Annotated in this window: 13 protein-coding genes; 3 read left to right on the top strand and 10 right to left on the bottom strand. The window is 43.1% G+C overall.

Annotation, left to right across the window (positions count from 1 at the left end; all coding sequences use genetic code 11):
• The first annotated feature begins 122 nt into the window (after positions 1-122).
• Together serC and KP78_RS06275 are read left to right on the top strand one after the other, a co-directional pair.
• Entirely contained in the window at positions 123-1223 is a 1101-nt protein-coding gene (gene serC / locus KP78_RS06280; RefSeq protein WP_041087134.1) for a 3-phosphoserine/phosphohydroxythreonine transaminase, read from the top strand.
• Between the two features lie 27 nt (positions 1224-1250).
• Positions 1251-2441: a phosphoglycerate dehydrogenase gene (locus tag KP78_RS06275; RefSeq protein ID WP_041087132.1), complete on the top strand. Its 1191-nt coding sequence runs from the start codon at positions 1251-1253 to the stop codon at positions 2439-2441.
• Between the two features lie 612 nt (positions 2442-3053).
• Here the strand turns inward: KP78_RS06275 and ilvE are convergent.
• Complete coding sequence (gene ilvE, locus KP78_RS06270) at positions 3054-3953, bottom strand: branched-chain-amino-acid transaminase (protein WP_041087130.1); 900 nt, start codon at positions 3951-3953, stop codon at positions 3054-3056.
• A gap of 286 nt (positions 3954-4239) precedes the next feature.
• On the opposite strand from ilvE, the gene KP78_RS06265 reads away from it, so the two are divergent.
• Positions 4240-5676, top strand: a complete 1437-nt coding sequence (locus KP78_RS06265; RefSeq protein WP_041087128.1) for a carbon starvation CstA family protein — start codon at positions 4240-4242, stop codon at positions 5674-5676.
• Positions 5677-6747: 1071 nt separating this feature from the next.
• On the opposite strand, the gene KP78_RS06255 is transcribed toward KP78_RS06265, so the two are convergent.
• From KP78_RS06255 to KP78_RS06215, 9 genes are all read right to left on the bottom strand, one after another.
• Positions 6748-9654 carry a PQQ-binding-like beta-propeller repeat protein gene (locus tag KP78_RS06255; RefSeq protein WP_041087124.1) on the bottom strand — a complete coding sequence of 969 codons (2907 nt, stop codon included), beginning with the start codon at positions 9652-9654 and terminating at the stop codon, positions 6748-6750.
• A gap of 62 nt (positions 9655-9716) precedes the next feature.
• The gene (locus KP78_RS06250; RefSeq protein WP_041087123.1) at positions 9717-10691 is read right to left on the bottom strand and encodes a Gfo/Idh/MocA family protein; all 975 of its coding nucleotides are present in this window, start codon (positions 10689-10691) and stop codon (positions 9717-9719) included.
• Complete coding sequence (locus tag KP78_RS06245; RefSeq protein ID WP_041087122.1) at positions 10688-11284, bottom strand: hypothetical protein; 597 nt, start codon at positions 11282-11284, stop codon at positions 10688-10690. Before KP78_RS06245 ends, KP78_RS06250 begins: the two co-directional genes overlap by 4 nt.
• Complete coding sequence (locus tag KP78_RS06240; RefSeq protein WP_041087120.1) at positions 11277-12125, bottom strand: sugar phosphate isomerase/epimerase family protein; 849 nt, start codon at positions 12123-12125, stop codon at positions 11277-11279. The genes KP78_RS06245 and KP78_RS06240 overlap by 8 nt, the downstream gene beginning before the upstream one ends.
• Positions 12122-13093 carry an acetylxylan esterase gene (locus KP78_RS06235; RefSeq protein WP_041087118.1) on the bottom strand — a complete coding sequence of 324 codons (972 nt, stop codon included), beginning with the start codon at positions 13091-13093 and terminating at the stop codon, positions 12122-12124. Before KP78_RS06235 ends, KP78_RS06240 begins: the two co-directional genes overlap by 4 nt.
• Complete coding sequence (locus KP78_RS06230; RefSeq protein ID WP_235420851.1) at positions 13086-14696, bottom strand: FAD-dependent oxidoreductase; 1611 nt, start codon at positions 14694-14696, stop codon at positions 13086-13088. Before KP78_RS06230 ends, KP78_RS06235 begins: the two co-directional genes overlap by 8 nt.
• Entirely contained in the window at positions 14662-15732 is a 1071-nt protein-coding gene (locus KP78_RS06225; protein WP_041087116.1) for a Gfo/Idh/MocA family protein, read from the bottom strand. The genes KP78_RS06230 and KP78_RS06225 overlap by 35 nt, the downstream gene beginning before the upstream one ends.
• Positions 15733-15747: 15 nt before the next feature.
• The gene (locus KP78_RS06220) at positions 15748-16797 is read right to left on the bottom strand and encodes a Gfo/Idh/MocA family protein (RefSeq protein ID WP_041087114.1); all 1050 of its coding nucleotides are present in this window, start codon (positions 16795-16797) and stop codon (positions 15748-15750) included.
• Positions 16787-17824: a zinc-dependent alcohol dehydrogenase gene (locus KP78_RS06215; RefSeq protein ID WP_235420850.1), complete on the bottom strand. Its 1038-nt coding sequence runs from the start codon at positions 17822-17824 to the stop codon at positions 16787-16789. The genes KP78_RS06220 and KP78_RS06215 overlap by 11 nt, the downstream gene beginning before the upstream one ends.
• Positions 17825-17838: the final 14 nt, after the last annotated feature.

The raw sequence follows: 17838 nt of genomic DNA, 5'->3' as shown, positions 1-17838 counted from the left end.
TAGATTACAACTAAAACTGTGCTTCACTCATTGACACCTGTACGTGAGAAAACTATACTTGGAATATCTTTGTGAAGGATGTTTCATAGCAAAAAAAGAGTAGAATAGGAGTTGGACGTAGGATGGAACGTGTAGTGAATTTTTCGGCAGGACCTTCTGCCTTACCCCTTGAAGTACTAGAGCGAGCGCAATCTGAGCTAATCAATACGCGCACCTCAGGTATGTCGATTATGGAAATGAGTCATCGATCAAAGATATTTGAAGGAATCCTTCAGGAAGCAAAAACGCGTTTACGATCGTTAATGAATATTCCAGATTCTTATCAAATTCTTTTTTTACAGGGTGGTGCTTCCCTGCAATTTTCGATGATTCCATTAAATTTATTACAAAAAGATCACCAAGCTGCCTATATTATGACAGGATCATGGTCAAAAAAAGCATATGACGAGGCAAAAAAGGTTGGTCAAGCTACGATCGTGGCATCATCAGAGGATGATAAGTTTCGGTCAGTTCCAGATTTGTCCTCACTCAAGCTGCCAGAAAATACTGCTTACCTTCATATTACCGGGAATAATACTATAGAAGGAACGAGAATTTCATCTCTTCCAAATATCGGAGACATTCCTATTATAAATGATCTCTCATCAAGTATTTTATCAGAGGAAATTGATGTTTCCTCATACGGCGTTATTTATGCGGGTGCACAGAAAAATTTAGGCCCTTCAGGTGTAACAATTGTGATTATTCGAGAAGACCTAATTGGACATGCTCCTAAATCCACTCCCACAATGCTGAATTATGAAACTCATTCGAAAGCAGATTCACTCTATAATACTCCGCCGACGTTTGGCATTTATATGATCAACCTTGTGCTTGAATGGATCGAATCTCTCGGAGGCGTTAAAGAGATGGAAAAACGCAACCGTCATAAAGCAGGGCTTCTCTATGATGCGATTGACCAATCCAATCTATTCAAGTCACCCGTCAATAAAGCGGATCGTTCCCTTATGAATATTCCATTTACAACGGGTAATGATGAATTAGATAAAGCTTTCGTAAAGTTTGCTGCTGATCGCGAGCTATTGGAGTTAAAAGGACATCGTTCAGTTGGCGGTATGCGTGCAAGTATTTATAACGCCATGCCAGTACAAGGTGTACAGCGATTAGTCGATGCAATGAATGAATTCGAAAAAACACATGCGGTATCAACAATCAAAGATTGATATTCAGCTTCTAGGAGGACTTCAAAAGTGACTCATCATATTAAAACGTATAACCAGATTGCCAATGCAGGACTTTCTCTTTTAGACGAACAATATAAAGTTAATGCAGCTGACGCGGATCCAGACGCGATTCTTTTAAGAAGCCACTCACTTCATAACGAACCACTCCCTTCTTCTGTTCAAGCCATTGCAAGAGCAGGAGCCGGAACAAATAACATTCCTGTTGAAAGCTTCACTGAACAGGGTGTGGTCGTCTTTAACACGCCAGGAGCCAATGCAAATGCCGTTAAAGAGCTTGTTCTATCTTGCTTAATTGCTTCTGCTAGAAATCTTTTTAGTGCTATTACATGGACGAACTCCTTAAAAGGTTCAACGAATGTAGCACAGCAAGTAGAGGCGAACAAAAAAGCATTTATTGGAAACGAAATCCGCGGAAAAAAACTCGGTGTTATCGGCCTTGGAAATATCGGATCCGTCGTAGCAAACGACGCACTTTCACTCGATATGGATGTTGTAGCCTACGATCCGTTTGTATCTGTTGATGTAGCCTGGATGATTTCAAGGAACGTTCAGCGTGTACACAATCTTGAGGAGCTTTTAGCTACTTGTGATTACATTACCATCCATGTTCCACTCTCTGAAAAAACAACAGGATTTATTGATGAAAAGGCCTTTAAAGCAATGAAAAAAGGCATTCAATTTATCAACTTTGCCCGTGGTGAGCTTGTTGATGAGCAAGCACTTGAAGCCGCCCTTAAAGACGGCACTGTCGGAAAATATATTACAGATTTCCCGAATGACCGAATCTTTGAGCTGGAGAATGTTGTAGCCATTCCTCATTTAGGAGCATCAACGCTGGAATCTGAAGAAAACTGTGCCGTAATGGCGGCAACGCAGCTGAAGAACTTCTTAGAAACAGGTAATATCCGAAATGCAGTAAACCTGCCAAATATTGATTTACCTCTTACATCACCAGGCAGATTGACCATTATGCATAAAAACGTTCCTAACATGGTAGGTCAAATTTCAACCCTGCTGGCAGAACGTGCATTTAACATTGCAGACATGGTAAACCGAAGCCGTGGAAGCTGGGCATATACACTGATTGATATTGATAATAAACTAACAGACCCAGAAGCAGTGGACATCTTAAACCGCCTTCAAAATATCGAGGGAGTCGTAAGAGCCAGACATATCGCAAACGGATGGCATAAATAAGAAAAGCGCAAGCGCCCGCTTAGCCCCGACCAGCATAAGAAACACTGGACTGGTCGACGCTTTTTGTCGACTAGGGCAGTGGGGCTTATGACCTCGAGGGGCTGGGGGCTGGAGCTGGACAATCAAGAAAAGCGCAAGCGCCCGCTTAGCCCCGACTAGCATAAGACACACTGGACTGGTCGACGCTTTTTGTCGACTAGGGCAGTGGGGCTTATGACCTCGAGGGGCTGGGGGCTGGAGCTGGACAATCAAGAAAAGCGCAAGCGCCCGCTTAGCCCCGACTAGCATAAGACACACTGGACTGGTCGACGCTTTTTGTCGACTAGGGCAGTGGGGCTTATGACCTCGAGGGGCTGGGGGCTGGAGCTGGACAATCAAGAAAAGCGGAGATCCAGATTTATTGGATCTCCGCTTTTCTACTTTTGGGGAAATTCTGCTTATTTTTGGTTAAACACCTAGAAGCTTTACAGGGGGTTTCTTCCAGATGAAAAGTCACTCTTTTCCTCCTTTTATTTCAGAATAGTTTTACTTAAAATTTATTTCCTCTACCCCTTCAAAACTTTTTAAACGACATAAAAAGACCCCAGCTCACGATCCGCTGGGGTCCTACGATTAACTTACTTCACTATTACTTGTACCAATTTTTACGCCATCTCTTATAACTAGCTGGCGAAAATCCTGCAAAAGCTCCTGTGTGACCGGTCCAGGTACACCCTCGCCAATCGTACGGCCATCTACATCAACAACCGCAATGACTTCAGCAGCTGTACCAGTCAGAAACACTTCATCCGCTGTATACACATCATGGCGTGTAAAAACCTGCTCTGTCATATCATAGCCCTTGTCGATCGCAAGCTCCATAATGGCATTACGGGTGATCCCTTCTAATGCACCAACATAGCCAGGCGGCGTCATAATTTTATTGTTTCGAACAATAAAGATGTTATCTGCAGAACCCTCTGCAACATAGCCTTGGTCGTTCAGCATAAGCGCTTCAGGAACACCAGCGAGCGATGCTTCAATTTTAACAAGAATATTATTTAAATAATTTAACGATTTTACTTTTGGACTTAGGACATCTGAGCGGTTACGGCGACTTGCCACCGTAACAATATTAAGTCCCTTTTCATATAGTGCTTCAGGAAATAACGCCAGCTTTTCAGCGATGACAATGACCTGTGGATCCTTACATTTAAATGGATCAAGCCCAAGATCCCCTTGGCCTCTAGATACAACAAGCCGAATGTATCCGTCCTGCAGCTCATTTTTTTGCAGCGTTTGAACGACAATATCACTTAATTCATCCAAGGTATAAGGGATTTGCAGCAAAATTGATTTCGCAGAATCCAGTAAACGCACCAGATGCTCCTTTAAGCGAAAAACATTTCCATCATATGCTCGAATTCCTTCAAATACCCCGTCTCCATATAAAAATCCATGGTCATAAACGGATATTTTAGCATCCTCTTTTTTCACAAATCCACCATTCATAAAAATCCACTGTTCTGCCATCCTTTTCACTCCTTTGTATCCTCTTCAACTACTGATGAGCACAATCATAACGCGGGTTTCAAGAAGGGTCAACACCTCGCTGTCACATTCTTCATTGTTATTAAAAATTTCAAAAATGTTAAAATGCGATCAAACCCTTGAGCCACTTGATATGTAAACGCTTCAATGTACAAAAGCTATTGTAAAATAAAATATTTTCAGAAAATAATAGTTGAACTCTTCTCAATCCCTATGTACAATGAAGAACATCTCATTGCAAGATTTGTCGAAAGGGCGTGTCAGTCACATGATTACATTTTTTGGAGCTTTACTATTTCTAATCGTAGGTTATTTCGTTTATTCAAAGGTCGTCGAGCGAATTTTTGGTATAGATGACGATAAACCTACTCCAGCATATACACAGCAGGATGGCATGGATTATGTGCCAATGCCATGGTGGAAGGGTTCTCTTATTCAACTATTAAACATTGCAGGACTTGGTCCGATTTTCGGCGCCATTATGGGTGCTTTATATGGGCCTGTAGCCTTTATCTGGATCGTAGTCGGCTGTATATTTGCAGGTGCCGTTCACGATTACTTCTCTGGAATGCTTTCACTTAAACATAACGGAGCTCAGTTTCCTGCACTTGTAGGAAAATATTTAGGAAAACCTGCTCAATCCTTTATCAATGTTATATCCATTATTTTAATGATGCTTGTTGCAGCTGCATTTACTGCAGGTCCTGCACAGCTGATTGCACAAATTACACCGCTTAACTTTACAGTGGCACTCATTTTAGTATTTGCTTATTTCTTACTTGCTGCACTCTTGCCAGTCAACAAAATTATTGGCAAAATTTATCCACTTTTCGGTGCGATCATTATATTTATGGCAGTAGCGATTGCGGGGGCACTTGTTTTTTCAGGACAAAGTATTCCGAATTTGACGTTTTCTAATCTTCATCCTGGCGAATTGCCGCTTTGGCCTTTATTGATGGTTACCATTTCTTGCGGTGCTATTTCTGGTTTTCATAGTACCCAAAGTCCAATTGTCGCCCGTACGCTTAAAAAGCAATCGGAAGGACGAAAAGTATTTTACGGAGCCATGGTTGGTGAAGGAGTTATTACCCTCATCTGGGCCGCTGCTGCAATGACCTTCTTTAGCGGTACTGGTGGTCTTCAAGCCGCAATCGCAGCTGGAGGTCCAGCAGGTGTAGTAAACGAAATGTCTACAAGCCTTCTTGGCACGCTCGGTGGTATCCTAGCCATTTTAGGTGTTATCATCCTGCCGATTACAACAGGTGATACAGCCCTGCGTTCTTCTCGTATGATGCTAATGGATTCATTGTCTAAGGCTTCAAAAGCTTTTCAAGGAAAAAAAGGTGTTGTGATTTCAACGCTGTCAGTTACGATTCCAACCATTCTTCTAGCATCCATTGACTACTCATTCCTATGGAGATATGTTGGCTGGAGCAATCAGGTTGTCGCAACTGTCATGCTATGGACCGCAACCATGTATCTATTGAAAAATCAAAAGTTTCATTGGATTACTTCGATTCCAGCACTGTTTATGACAGCAGTCGTCACAACCTACATTTTTTATGCACCAGAGGGATTAGGACTCGATTACACCCTATCGCTCATTCTCGGATCACTTTTATGGTTAGCCGTTGCCATCTGGTTCGTTATCCAGCTATGGAAGCACCGTGATTCAGATATTCAAGCAACCGTGGATCATCATTGATCTCATTATTAAGCTGGACCAAAAAGACAAGCAGCTGAGCTGCTTGTCTTTTTTTGAAGTGGATATAAACGTGTGGCCTATCCATTTTTTTATGGAATGGAGTGCAATCATGGAAGTGAAACGCTTTTGTTCGCTAAAGGGGTCTGACCCCTTTAGCGAACAAAAGCATCAAGAAACCCAATAGCAACAGAGTTTACTCTAATATACCCGTTCGCTGAAAAAAGAAGATCGTAGGCAGCAGGAAGTTCTTAACGTGTCTTTTTTACCTAGAACATTCTTTGCAATATCAAATTATGACAAAAATTACGATTTTCCCTGCATATTGTTAAATATTGTGTTGTTATAAGTTAGTTAAATATCATTTTCATTAAAATCCACCGAATCGATTGAAACGTCCACATATTACGAATACAATTTGAAAAAGGAGGTAATTACTTTAATGAAATATTTGCTTGCTTCTAAAACCTTTGATTCTCCAATTTTTATATTGCGATGAAATTACAGCCCTCCAATGAACGAGTATGTTCTTTAAATCCTATAGCTCCAGCTGCTAGCTCATGTTTACAAAAGAAGAAACGAAAAGACTCTTTATTTTATTGACTTTGTTAAACGTGTCTGTTGATTCAAACACGCAGTGTCACCTAGTCTTAGGAGCATATATTGAGTTTTTCACAAAGTCACTAGGAGGTGCATACAACAGTGAAACTTCTTAATATCCTCTGCCCCATTTCCACAGGAATTTTTTCACTTTATATATTCATAAAGTTTTCTACAAATCTCTTGCCCCCTGCATTTAGTGAATCCTTTTACTTAGAGTTTATTATGGCATCTAGCATCATCGGCCTCTACACCTTTCGAAATTGGCGAATTGACGCCAGAGCCGAAGAGGCCTATCACGCAAAAACACCCGGCTATAACCGAAAATAATCGGTCATAGCCGGGTGTTTTATTTTATTCATATACTTTTGTTCGCTAAAGGGGTCTGACCCCTTTAGCGAACAAAAGTATTGTACCCAGCAAAAAAAGCGACGAGCAGATGAACTGCTTGTCGCTTTGTCTGTCGCTTGCCGTTTAGTGCTGATAGTAGTGTAATGAAAATTTCTCTTTATCTAACTCAAGGTATTTTTCCAATACGACTCGGGTAGCGGGTATGTGCCGTTTGGCTTTAATGTTCACTTTATACACTGTTTCTTCTGTCCAGTCATTTCCTTTGGATGATCCGATTATTTTTATTTTTTCCTCGCTTTCCGGCAATTGAACGACTATGTCTCTTCCGGATTTCTTGGCAAGTCCCTGTTCAAAATCAACAATCGAAAAATACTCGTTTTCAAATGGCAAATTCCCAAGACGAATGGATAGTTCATCTCTGTTTTTCGCTTTGATGTAAAATGAAAGTTCTTCATTTACTTTAGCACGTTTTTGCGGAGCATACAGTTCAATTTCGTCTGGCTGTTTGATGGGCAATTCAAATAGCTTAGATCCCATCGCGTAATAGATAGATCCATTTGTTCCAAGAGACATCAGGTTCACCGTGCCGTCGACGAGCTGCTGAGTATTTAATGTTTGTGGATCAACGACTGTCAGCTTGCGGTTAAGGGTTGTGTACAGTAAGCCATCATTGCCCCACTGCAAGTAAAATGGACGGAATTTACTGCTGTTAAAGGCTGTCTCATATACAATTTTACTTTTCACTACCTCGAATGTTTCTGGATCCATTGCGAAGATGATCCCATCAATAATCCCCCATAACAAACCGTCCGGACCAAAGGATAGATCGCCAATCATTTGCATTTTATTCGTGTAGCCAGGTATTTCAGGAGTGAATTCCTTTATTACCTGACCCGTTTCTACATCAAAAACAAACATTTTGGCTTCATCGGCTGCTGGATTAATTCCGAGCCCTCCTGTAATGGAAGTCCCGCCAAATAATTTACCGTCTTTATACGCTAAGCCAAATATGCTTTGGTCTTTGACGATATTGCGATAGGTTTGAGATTCAATGACCATTTCGCCCTTTTTATTTTCTTCTTCACTTACAACCGTTATGGCACCGCCAAGCTTGCCGTAGCCAGGAATGGTTCCAATAAACAATTGATTATCTCCTGTTGTCATAGCAAATGGCCGGTCCTGTTCATCTTCTATATCAAGAAAAAGTCCCGGGTTCCCTAAGCCATTTTCCTGATAATCAAATGGTTTATTAGGATCGTAACGATACATTTTAGCGCCAGGATATGTCCCAAAATAAATATTTCCATTATACTCATGGATGCCCTCTGATTGATGGAATGCTTTATTTGAGTAGACATATTCCTTTGATTTCTGATCAAAAACACTCACTCCACGCTGATAACCGCCTGCATAAACCTTTCCATCAATGGCACTCAAGGCATTGATTGCAACTCCCCGCGCTTCCACTTCAGGAAAATGCAGCTCATACCAATCATTTGTTGGATTGTAGAAAAAGGAGTCAGTAAATGCTGCCATGCCGGCAAGGACTGTTTGTCCGGCATTTTCTCCTTCGTTAAGCGTAATCCATGCATGAGCCTTCACCGAGGTATCCCCTGGCACTGGTGGTATATTTTCCACTTTTGCTGTCGTATTTTCAGCCATGTTATAAGTAAATAATTCATCACCGTTTTTGTAGTAAATTAAAACCGGATTGTATGGAGAGGGTGGAGACATTTTAGTCTGAAAATCAATTGTTTTTAAATGTTCTCCCGTTTCTTCATCCATTACATACATTTTTGAACCGTTGTGAACGAATAATTTCCCGCTATAAACCTCAATTTCTCCAATTGTCGTTTTTTGCCCGGAAACCGGGATCTCCAGTTCCGTTTTTTCCCCAGTTTTACGTTCATATCTGATAAGTGCTGCGTCCGTTCCAATCCCTGTATAAACATATTGATTACTGACACCGAGTCCGCGTGCGTATTGCTGTCCTTCTTTCATCGGACCTAAATCCGTATACTCCCCAGTTGCAATGTCATATTCAAACACTTTACTGTTTGGATAGGTGGCACCATAAATCTTACCGTCACTGCTTGGCTCCAGATCCCAAATGAATTTATCAGATGGATTAACTCCTAGATTTTCAATTCGTTTTTCTGCTGGAAGATATCGATAAACAACGCCATTTGTTGTACCGGCAAAATAAACATTCCCATCACTTGCAACCTCCACTGTCCATGCCACATCAAGACCAGGCATTTCCTGCGAAAATAAATGCTCTCCCGTTTCCGCATTCACAGCATAAAAGACAGCCGGGGAGCCAGTAACCACAATGTACTGTTCATTCACTCCATTATTTACACCATAGGCTGCACCTTGCGACAAAGGAATTTGAACAGCTTCCCCGTGGTCAACAGGAGCTTCGAATTTTTCAGTAACAGGAACTACAGGCTGGACAATTTTTTTGTAAAGTTTCACATTATCAACATAGGCTTTGCTTGTCCCGCCGGCTCCCATATAGAACCAGATTTTTGCTCGAGTTGCAGTTTCTGGAGCAGCCCCATCAATCGTAAGAGTCCTCCATTGTCCTTCGGTATTTGCTAGTTCTGTTGCGGAGCCGACCTCTCTGCCATTTTGATCGAAAAACTTAATATAACCTCTGACACTTTTGCTTGCGACAAAAACCTCAGATGTCATGCGATACGTCTCTCCAGGCTCGATCGTGACATAGTGGCTTGTCAAACCAATGGAAGCAGATGTGCTTTGGTCATCAATTAATAAACTATGATTTCCGCTGAAAACAGGATCTTCTACAATCTCCACAGCCGTTCCTGCTGCAGGGTTCACCGGAACTCTGTCCCAGCCTGGAATCACATTATTCTGTAATACTTCTTCAAAATCACCATTTAACAAATTCATTTGTTCTAAATCAAATTCTTCTGCCTGAACAGGGGAGTGACTGATCATAAGGATTTCAAAAAACAATACAAGACTGGCCGTCAGCATCAACGCAATTTTAAATGCTTTCATTTTTTTCCTCCTTTTAATCAGTGCTAACACAAACTCTTATCTAGATTAAAACAATGAATATATTAGCGTTTATTTAATATCGTAACACCTTCATATGCCGCAAATGCAATTTCAGCAGCACGTAGACCATCTTCTCCGGTAATAGATGGCGAACGTCCTTCTTTTACGGTATCAACGAAATCACGAATTAATCCCATATCCATATCTTCTCCTGATACGACATGCTCATAGGCTCGTCCTGATTTTCGATACACATGTCCTCTTTCACCAAATCCGTCAGCATAGAGTGTTTTCTTTGTCCCGATTACTTCTATTGTTACGTCTCCCCAGGATGGAAATCCGGATGGGCGGGACCAGCTCGCATCATGAGAGGCAATAATCCCGTCCTCAAAAATGAGCGTTAATAGGCCCATATCATCAATTCCATCTGAACCGAATTGCGTTCCCCATTCTGCATGCACTTCTTTTACTTCCGAACCGGTAATCCAGCGCATGATGTCTGCCATATGGACCGTGTGATCGAGCAAGGCACCGCCGCCTGACAAAGCTGGATCCGCAAACCAACCTCCTGGGTTCTGTCCACGGTTTGTAGTCCGGATTGCAACAATCTCTCCTGCCTCTCCTGCTTCAACCGCTTCCTTCAGTCTTCTGATCGGCGCCGCGAACCGGACTGGAAACGCGGTTTGCAGGATTACTTGCTGATCGTTACACGTACGAATCATATTTTCCGCTTCTTCGGTTGATAAGGATAACGGTTTTTCACACATAATGTGCAGCCCGGCTTTTGCAGCAGCAATAACTTGGTCGTGGTGGTGTACATTTTCACTGCAAATAATGACGGCATCCAGACCTGATCTAAAAAACTCTTCAAAACTATTATAAAATGCAGCATTAAATTGTTCAGATGCTTCCTTTCCTCTTACTGAATTATCATCCCAAATAGAGATTAGATTGACATTTTCCTGCTTTAATTGAAGCAGGCATTGTGCATAGCTATAAGCGTGCATATGGGCAAAGCTCATGATGCCAATATTCATGTCCATTCCCCCGTTCTCTCACTAATCAGCTGGCGCACGGCTTCACGTTCTTTAAACCCTTCACCTGCCGGCCATGCGAAATGGATGCAGGAAGCAATGTCCACTTCGGGAGCAGCGGACACCCCGCTATAGGGTTCACTGCTATTGTATTGAAACGTTCCTTCCATACTGCTCCATTCCATTTTCATAGCAGCCGTTCTATCAACAGATGCTGTTAATTCCCAATGAACGGCAGCCAGGGACTCAAAACGAATGAGTGCAATTATGTGACGCGGCCCATTATCCTTCATGTTTTCCGTTACATGCAACCGTTCTGGCAAACCAAACCATCGCGTCATCATCATGATATCTTCCTCAAGCCAGGAATGAGCTGCGTTTTCTATGCGATGCATTCGAAGCACCCCATTGCGTGACCATGATTCTTCTTGAAAAAGCTGATCAAGAGCCGGAAAGGCTTGCTCTCCAAAGCCAAGTGAGAAAAGCCTGTCACTGCTCTCTATTTGCGCACTGACTGAGGCATAGCTGGCCTCTTCCTGAATTTTATTTTCACGAATTCTTTTTCGATCCATCCATTCTGGCAGCTTGCTAACCATGGTTTACCTCTCCAATCCAGCGTTCCAGCCGTTTAATTGTTTCAATATTCGCTACTTCCGGTTCAGCGTATCCTTCATATTCAACGGATAAAAAGCCGTTATAGCGTGCTTCAGATAGACGATGAACAATGGACTGTGCCGGCACAAGACCGTCACCAGCAACTTCGCCAATCCATTCCTCACCTGATAAAGAGCGAAACCCTTTCAGCTGCTCCTCAGGAAGCTTTTTTCGAAAATCTTTAAAATGAACGTGGAAAATATGCGGCATAAGCTCCTCAAGCGAAGCAAGCGGATCTCCTCCAACGAGCAAAAAATTTCCTGTATCAAATGTGGAACCAACAAATGGGGATTGAACCTCTTCTATAATGGAACGAACCTGTTCACTTTTCCCTGCTAAAAGTCCATGATTTTCAATGGCTAACCGAATACCAGCCTGACTCGCTTCTTCTGCACATCTTGACAGTCCTTCCACAATCCAGCTGCGCCCTTGGTCAAATGTGATCCCTTCCTTTACATCGCCACAAAACACACGAACGATAGAGGTTTCCAGCATTCGTGCTGTTTCAATCGCCCGAAGCACCTTTTCCTCTTCCTTCCTTCTTTCGGATGCATCAGACTGCACAAAATCATTTGAAACATCATAGGCAGAAACCGCGATCCCCGCTTCATTCAGCCATTTTTTTGCTTCAAGCAGTTCATCGTTTTTGCCATCGCTGTAAAAGTCCAGCAGCTCCGCTCCCTGCACCTCATGCTTAATGAGAAAATGAGCGAAATCCACTGCCGTCCATTGTTCTTTTTTTACAAGACCGTTCATACTGTACATGCTAATACTCGTTTTCATTGATTTTCCCCTTTCCTATAAGAATAGGTACTCATTTTTTCAGCTGTGTACGCGAGCTTTTTCTCCTCGTGAAACGGATTTACCTCATGCACATAACCGTGGTATACCTCGATATGTTTTTCTTTTGATGGAGAAGCATCGAAAACATTGAACACGGTTGAAGGAGGCGTCACCTTATCAGCGGTTCCAATCGCCATATATAACGGACTGGTTATCTTGCTTGCAAAATGAACCGAATCAACATAAGACAGCGTTTTCATCAAATCCTCCCAATTTCTGCGAAGCGGATCATGCCGTTTGCCGTACTGAACAATTTCCATATAGGGTCCTTCAGATGCCTCTTCCACCGCATCCGGAAAATCAGATAAAAACGGCCAGTCGCTTAAAATAAATGATGGGTTGTAACAATCATCGTCCATTGTCATTAACGCGCCCGAAGCAAGCGCCAACCCTCCGCCCTGTGATGAGCCATTTAATATCACGTCTTGTACGGAAAACGGAAGCCCTCCTGATAAAAGCCACTGTAACTGAAGCCATCCGTCTTTTATGACATTTGTAAAATAGTATGTTTCCGGAGCATCTGCGCCGAGCAGCATCCATCCCGGTACTGCCGCTGCCCTCCTGTAGCGTGCATGGTCTGGTGAGAGTCCCTGTCCGCGTACATCAAACACAGCAACCGCCAACCCGAGCATCGCCCATTTGAGAAAATATGAAGGAAAACCCTTATCTCCCGTATAACCAGGGTAGCAGATCATCAGCGGGCCTTTTTTTAAATGCTTTGGAAGCAAGCAAATGCCATTGATCGGTGTCCCGTCAAATGAAGTAAAGGTGCAGTTAAGAAGGCGGATCGAAGAAATAGGATAGTCCCTTTCCGTCCATTCCCCCTGCCACTCCGATTTTTCAGCTTTACGTTTTTGTGCCGACCAAAACGCTTCAAAATCCAATGGGAAATAAGTACTTTTATCCACGAGAAGCCGTCTCTGCTGTCACTTTAAATCCATCCGGCCAATCAATTTCTACACCGTGATCGGTTAGCTGCTGTTGAAAAGCAGTCAAATGCCCCTCGTCCTCACGAATGGCGGATGCCAGTAAATGATGCTGCAGCGCATACGATACAGCTTCACCAGCAGCTTCACCGATATTCCATTCCACTGGATGAAGGCGGAAGCAGCCATTTGTAATATGCGTAGTGCCGATATTTTTGCATGCTCCGAGGACATTGTCGGCATCAACCGGAATCAATGCACCGAGCGGAATATGAAAAGGAAGAGCTGGAATATCCAAATAATTATTCCCGGACATACTTGGATGAAGATCGATGCTGTATGAGCCAATCCCTACTGAATCATTAAAACGGGTGCCAAGACCTTCAGGATGAAAAGAAGGTGATACATCCTGCTCTTTGACTGTCACATGCGCATTCATTCTTCTTGATTCCCGTATATATGGGGCTTTTGCCAGCCCATCCTCTGTATTAAATACATCCATTCGCAAACGAAGACCCGGATATCCGATGCCTCCATCTGGAAGCGGAGCCTCTGTTTGCAGCCAATATAAAAGAGATAAACTAAGCTGCTTTGCCCGGTAAATATGTTTTTCCTTTTCTTCCTCGGACACATCGTAAATATTGCCAAAGAAATAGTCATTTTGTGGCCAGTTCATTAAAGAGATATCTCCTGATTCCCCTTGTTCAAACTGTGTAGCAGAATAGCAGCGTCTATAGGTCCATAATGGAAAATGCCCGTCCTCTCCAAACAAGCTGTACGGCCTCTTTTCGCCTGTATGCGGATGCGGAGCATAAAAGCTTAGCATTGCATCCGGCCAAATATCTGGTTTACACGATTTCCAGTAATCATACATCTCCGGCTTTTCGATCACATGTGATTCGCCAGGGCGATGCTCCATTGCAAGAACATATGTAAAGGCCTGAATATCTAACGGGTCAGCTGTTTCTCTCGCGTGAGGCTCCCCTGTTTCACTTTTTGCTTCGGCTCCTGTACGATACGGAAGATCCAGTAATGCAAGCAATTCACCTGTTTCAGTTGCATCGATAAAATAGGGCGCTTCCACTCGGCTCTGATTATTTTCATGAATAAGCTCCAGTGCAACCGCATTTCTTTCACGGCGTTCTCCTGCTAAAATACGTGTATTTAGTTTGATTGTCAGCAGTCCTTCATTTACATGCGGCTTCAGCATTTCAAGTAGAACCTCCGCCGAAACTCCCGGTTCATGACAAATCTTGCTTACAAGTGCTTCACCTGGATTAAATTGTGATGATTTAGCTGAAGCAAGCACCGGAGTTTTATTCAGATAGTGGCTTCGAATACGATCTCGATATTCTCGGTAGGAAGCTGTACAACCAAACTCCTCGATCCACGGATGCTCATCAGGCGGTACTCCCTGCGCAGAGGACTGCCCTCCAAGCCAATCCGTTTCCTCTATTAAAAGGACGCGAAGCTTGCCACGACATGCGGCCAGTGCAGCGGCACAGCCGCCAAGACCTCCTCCTGCAATCACAACATCCCATTTCATCCCGTCACCCTCTTTCATCAAATCGTATTTCGGAACCATTTTCAGCAGATTGATAGACTGCTTCCAGCATTTTCATTACCGTCACACCGTCCTCCACCGGACTTAAAATTTCGCCTTCACCTCTACACGCTGCAACAAAAGCAGCTACTTCGTTGGAGAATGCTTTTTCAAAATCAAAGCTTAACTGGTCTATTTGCGGAGAAACATTGACAATTGTATTATGTTTTTCTGAAACAATCGCAAGCTCGGGTTCAATTTCTGCTCCGCCTTTATTTCCATATATTTTCACACTTATCTCATCCTTTACAGCATGGAGGGTGAAGCTCACATCAACAAATAGGGAAGCCCCATTCTCAAATTTAATGATGGCAGACGCCAGGTCCTCTACCTCATTAATCGTAGGATCATAATCAGCAGCTTGATAGAAAGAAAGATTCTTAATATTAGAGCGGTTGCCTAGACGATGATAAACAGATCCCGTTACAGATACTGGCTTCGGTCTGCCCATCAAATACCAGCACACATCGATCATATGAACGCCTAAATCGATCAGCGGGCCGCCGCCTGAGCGGGACTTGTCAGCAAACCATCCCCCAGGATTACCAAGTCTGCGGATGCAGGAGGCTTTTGCATAATAAATTTCACCAAGATCCCCTGCATCAAGAAAGGTTTTTAAAATTGCTGTATTGTCGCCATATCTTCTGACAAATCCAACCTGCAATAATTTCCCTGTTCTCCGTACAGCTTCTTCAATGGCCTCTGCTTCCTCAACATTCATGGACAAAGGCTTTTCAACAAGCACATGTTTTCCTGCTTCCAATGCAGCAATAGCAATTTCAGCATGGCTATTATTCCAGGTACAGATGCTGACTGCGTCTACATCACTTTTTTCAAGAAGCTCGCGATAATCCGTGTATAGCTCGCTAACGCCAAACTTTAATCCCTTTTCTTCCAGCCTTGACTGGTTCAAATCACAAAATGCCGTCACACGCACATGAGGATGTGCCATATACGGCTGAAGATGATAAGTAGAAATATTTCCTAATCCGATCATGCCTATTTTTAACGGTTCCATAACGCTTCCCCCTAATTAGATAATGATTTCCCGTTGCTCATCTGAAGAGTGATAGATTGCTTGAATCATTCGCAGTACGTCCATCCCTTGTTCTGCATCACATATTGGTCGTTCATTTGAACGAATACAATGAATAAAATGGTGAATTTCCTCCGCAAATGGATCGTTTTTTTCGATTTTAGGACGATGTTCAGTAAACAGCCCGTTTTCTTCCTTGAAAAGAGTAAGCGGTGTTAATCGAATACCTCCTTTGTCACCCAGGATTTCAAGCTGAATTGAATCATCCTGTTCCGCATTTGCCGACCAGGCTATTTCCAGCTGCACAATGAGCTTTTCGGAAAAACGAATCGTTGCAGCTGCAAAATCCTCTGTATCAAATGGATTGATTAAAGGAGAGGAAAGTGATGTCCAGTTAGATTGAAAACGAGTGTGAAGGGGACCAATGCCTTGAATCACGTGACCTGACACAGACTTAAGAGCAGGACAGCTCAAAAGAAACCAGATAAGATCCAAGGCGTGCACGCCAATGTCCATCATAGCCCCGCCCCCTGACAATCGGCTATTGGTAAACCAGCCTACAGGCGTACCTCGTTGTCTTCGAACCCGAACCCTTGCAAAATAGGGCGATCCGATAACCCCATCCTTCATCCACTCTTTTAAAATGACGGATTCGTTGCGAAAACGATGAGTCATTCCGACCATTGCCGTTACATTCTTTTGTTTGATTAATGCAAGCAGTTCATTCTCAACGACTGTACCAATTGGTTTTTCAATCAGCATGTGTATGCCGCGTTCTGCTGCAGCTTTTGCCAATGGAATATGACTGACATTTGGTGTACAAATGGCAACAGCATCCACATTTGCTTCATCCAAAAGCTTTATTGGATCAGAATAAACATTTTTTACACCCCAAGCCGTTTTAACATGTCGAATACGTTCCTCCGAAAGATCGGCTGCAGCCGTGACCTCCACTCCTGAGATAGCCGAAAAAGCTGGTAAATGAGCTTGCTCGGCAACTGCACCAGCTCCAATAATCCCAACAGTTATCTGTTTATTAGATGACATCAGGAATTTTTCCACCTTCATCATATTGAAAAACAGAGGTAAGTAAATTCTCGGAGTTGGTATCGTGCAAAAGAGTCTCATATGCAAGCTGAGCCTGTGAAAACAATTTTATTTCTTTAATATAAGGAGCAACTGTCACTCTCTTTTCCATCAGCAGCCTGATAAACTCTTCCATATTTCGTCCTTCCGTCCACCGAACAAATCCATACGGATAGTCGATTGCTTCTCTTTCATAAATGGGATCATAGCGCCCAGGACCTCCAGCACGTGAAATATAGATTTCTGCCTCTTTTCCAAACATCAAATTCCGCGGAAATGAAGGCTCAATATCACCAACGACCACAATTTTTCCTTTGTCACGCACCCATTCCAGGCTATTTTTTGTGATTTCTGAACGTTTGCCGCCCATGCACAAAAGAACTGCATCAACGCCACGACCACCCGTTCGTTTTGCGATCGCTTCGTTTAGCTTTTTACTATTTGTATAAACCTCTTTCCCTGTCATAGCAGAAAACTGTTTCGCTCGGTTTTCGTCTACCTCCAACGGGTAGACAGGATATGCTGCAGCTGCTGCTATTTGGGCTATCAGCTGTCCCAATATACCAAGTCCAGCCACCACCACTGATTCGCCAAAACGAAGATCCGCCTGTCTGAGCGCATGGATCGCAATCGTTCCCAATCCGACAAAAGCAGCTTCTTCCGGAAGGATTTCATCAGGGACCGGTATGCATAGCGTTTGGGGTACAAGCAAGTATTCTGAATGGGCAACATAGGGTGCACCGTAACACGCAACCAGCTGTCCGATCTCAAAACGTGAGCATCCCTCTCCCGCCTCTACCACCATTCCTGATGCACTGTAGCCGAGCGGAATGGTTTTCTCCTCGCTAATTGACAGCATGGAGAGCTCTGTACCCGGACTGATCACAGAGTAAGAAGTTCGAACCAGGACATACCCCTTTTTCACAGCAGGTATTGACTCATCTATTAATAAAATTTTCTCGTTTTGAGCGACGATCTTTTTCATCATGCCATGCATCCCTC

Source organism: Jeotgalibacillus soli, from assembly GCF_000829435.1.
GTDB classification, from domain to species: Bacteria; Bacillota; Bacilli; order Bacillales; family Jeotgalibacillaceae; genus Jeotgalibacillus; species Jeotgalibacillus soli.
The sequence above is the reverse complement of the archived record's forward strand: the minus strand, read 5'-3'. Positions and strand labels throughout refer to the sequence as shown.

Bases quoted from the DNA above. Each gene is read 5' to 3' on its own strand.
- serC (WP_041087134.1), top strand. From the start codon at position 123: ATGGAACGTGTAGTGAATTTTTCGGCAGGACCTTCTGCCTTACCCCTT.
- ilvE (WP_041087130.1), bottom strand. From the start codon at position 3,953: ATGGCAGAACAGTGGATTTTTATGAATGGTGGATTTGTGAAAAAAGAG.
- KP78_RS06265 (WP_041087128.1), top strand. From the start codon at position 4,240: ATGATTACATTTTTTGGAGCTTTACTATTTCTAATCGTAGGTTATTTC.
- KP78_RS06255 (WP_041087124.1), bottom strand. From the start codon at position 9,654: ATGAAAGCATTTAAAATTGCGTTGATGCTGACGGCCAGTCTTGTATTG.
- KP78_RS06250 (WP_041087123.1), bottom strand. From the start codon at position 10,691: ATGAATATTGGCATCATGAGCTTTGCCCATATGCACGCTTATAGCTAT.
- KP78_RS06245 (WP_041087122.1), bottom strand. From the start codon at position 11,284: ATGGTTAGCAAGCTGCCAGAATGGATGGATCGAAAAAGAATTCGTGAA.
- KP78_RS06240 (WP_041087120.1), bottom strand. From the start codon at position 12,125: ATGAAAACGAGTATTAGCATGTACAGTATGAACGGTCTTGTAAAAAAA.
- KP78_RS06230 (WP_235420851.1), bottom strand. From the start codon at position 14,696: ATGGTTCCGAAATACGATTTGATGAAAGAGGGTGACGGGATGAAATGG.
- KP78_RS06225 (WP_041087116.1), bottom strand. From the start codon at position 15,732: ATGGAACCGTTAAAAATAGGCATGATCGGATTAGGAAATATTTCTACT.
- KP78_RS06220 (WP_041087114.1), bottom strand. From the start codon at position 16,797: ATGTCATCTAATAAACAGATAACTGTTGGGATTATTGGAGCTGGTGCA.
- KP78_RS06215 (WP_235420850.1), bottom strand. From the start codon at position 17,824: ATGATGAAAAAGATCGTCGCTCAAAACGAGAAAATTTTATTAATAGAT.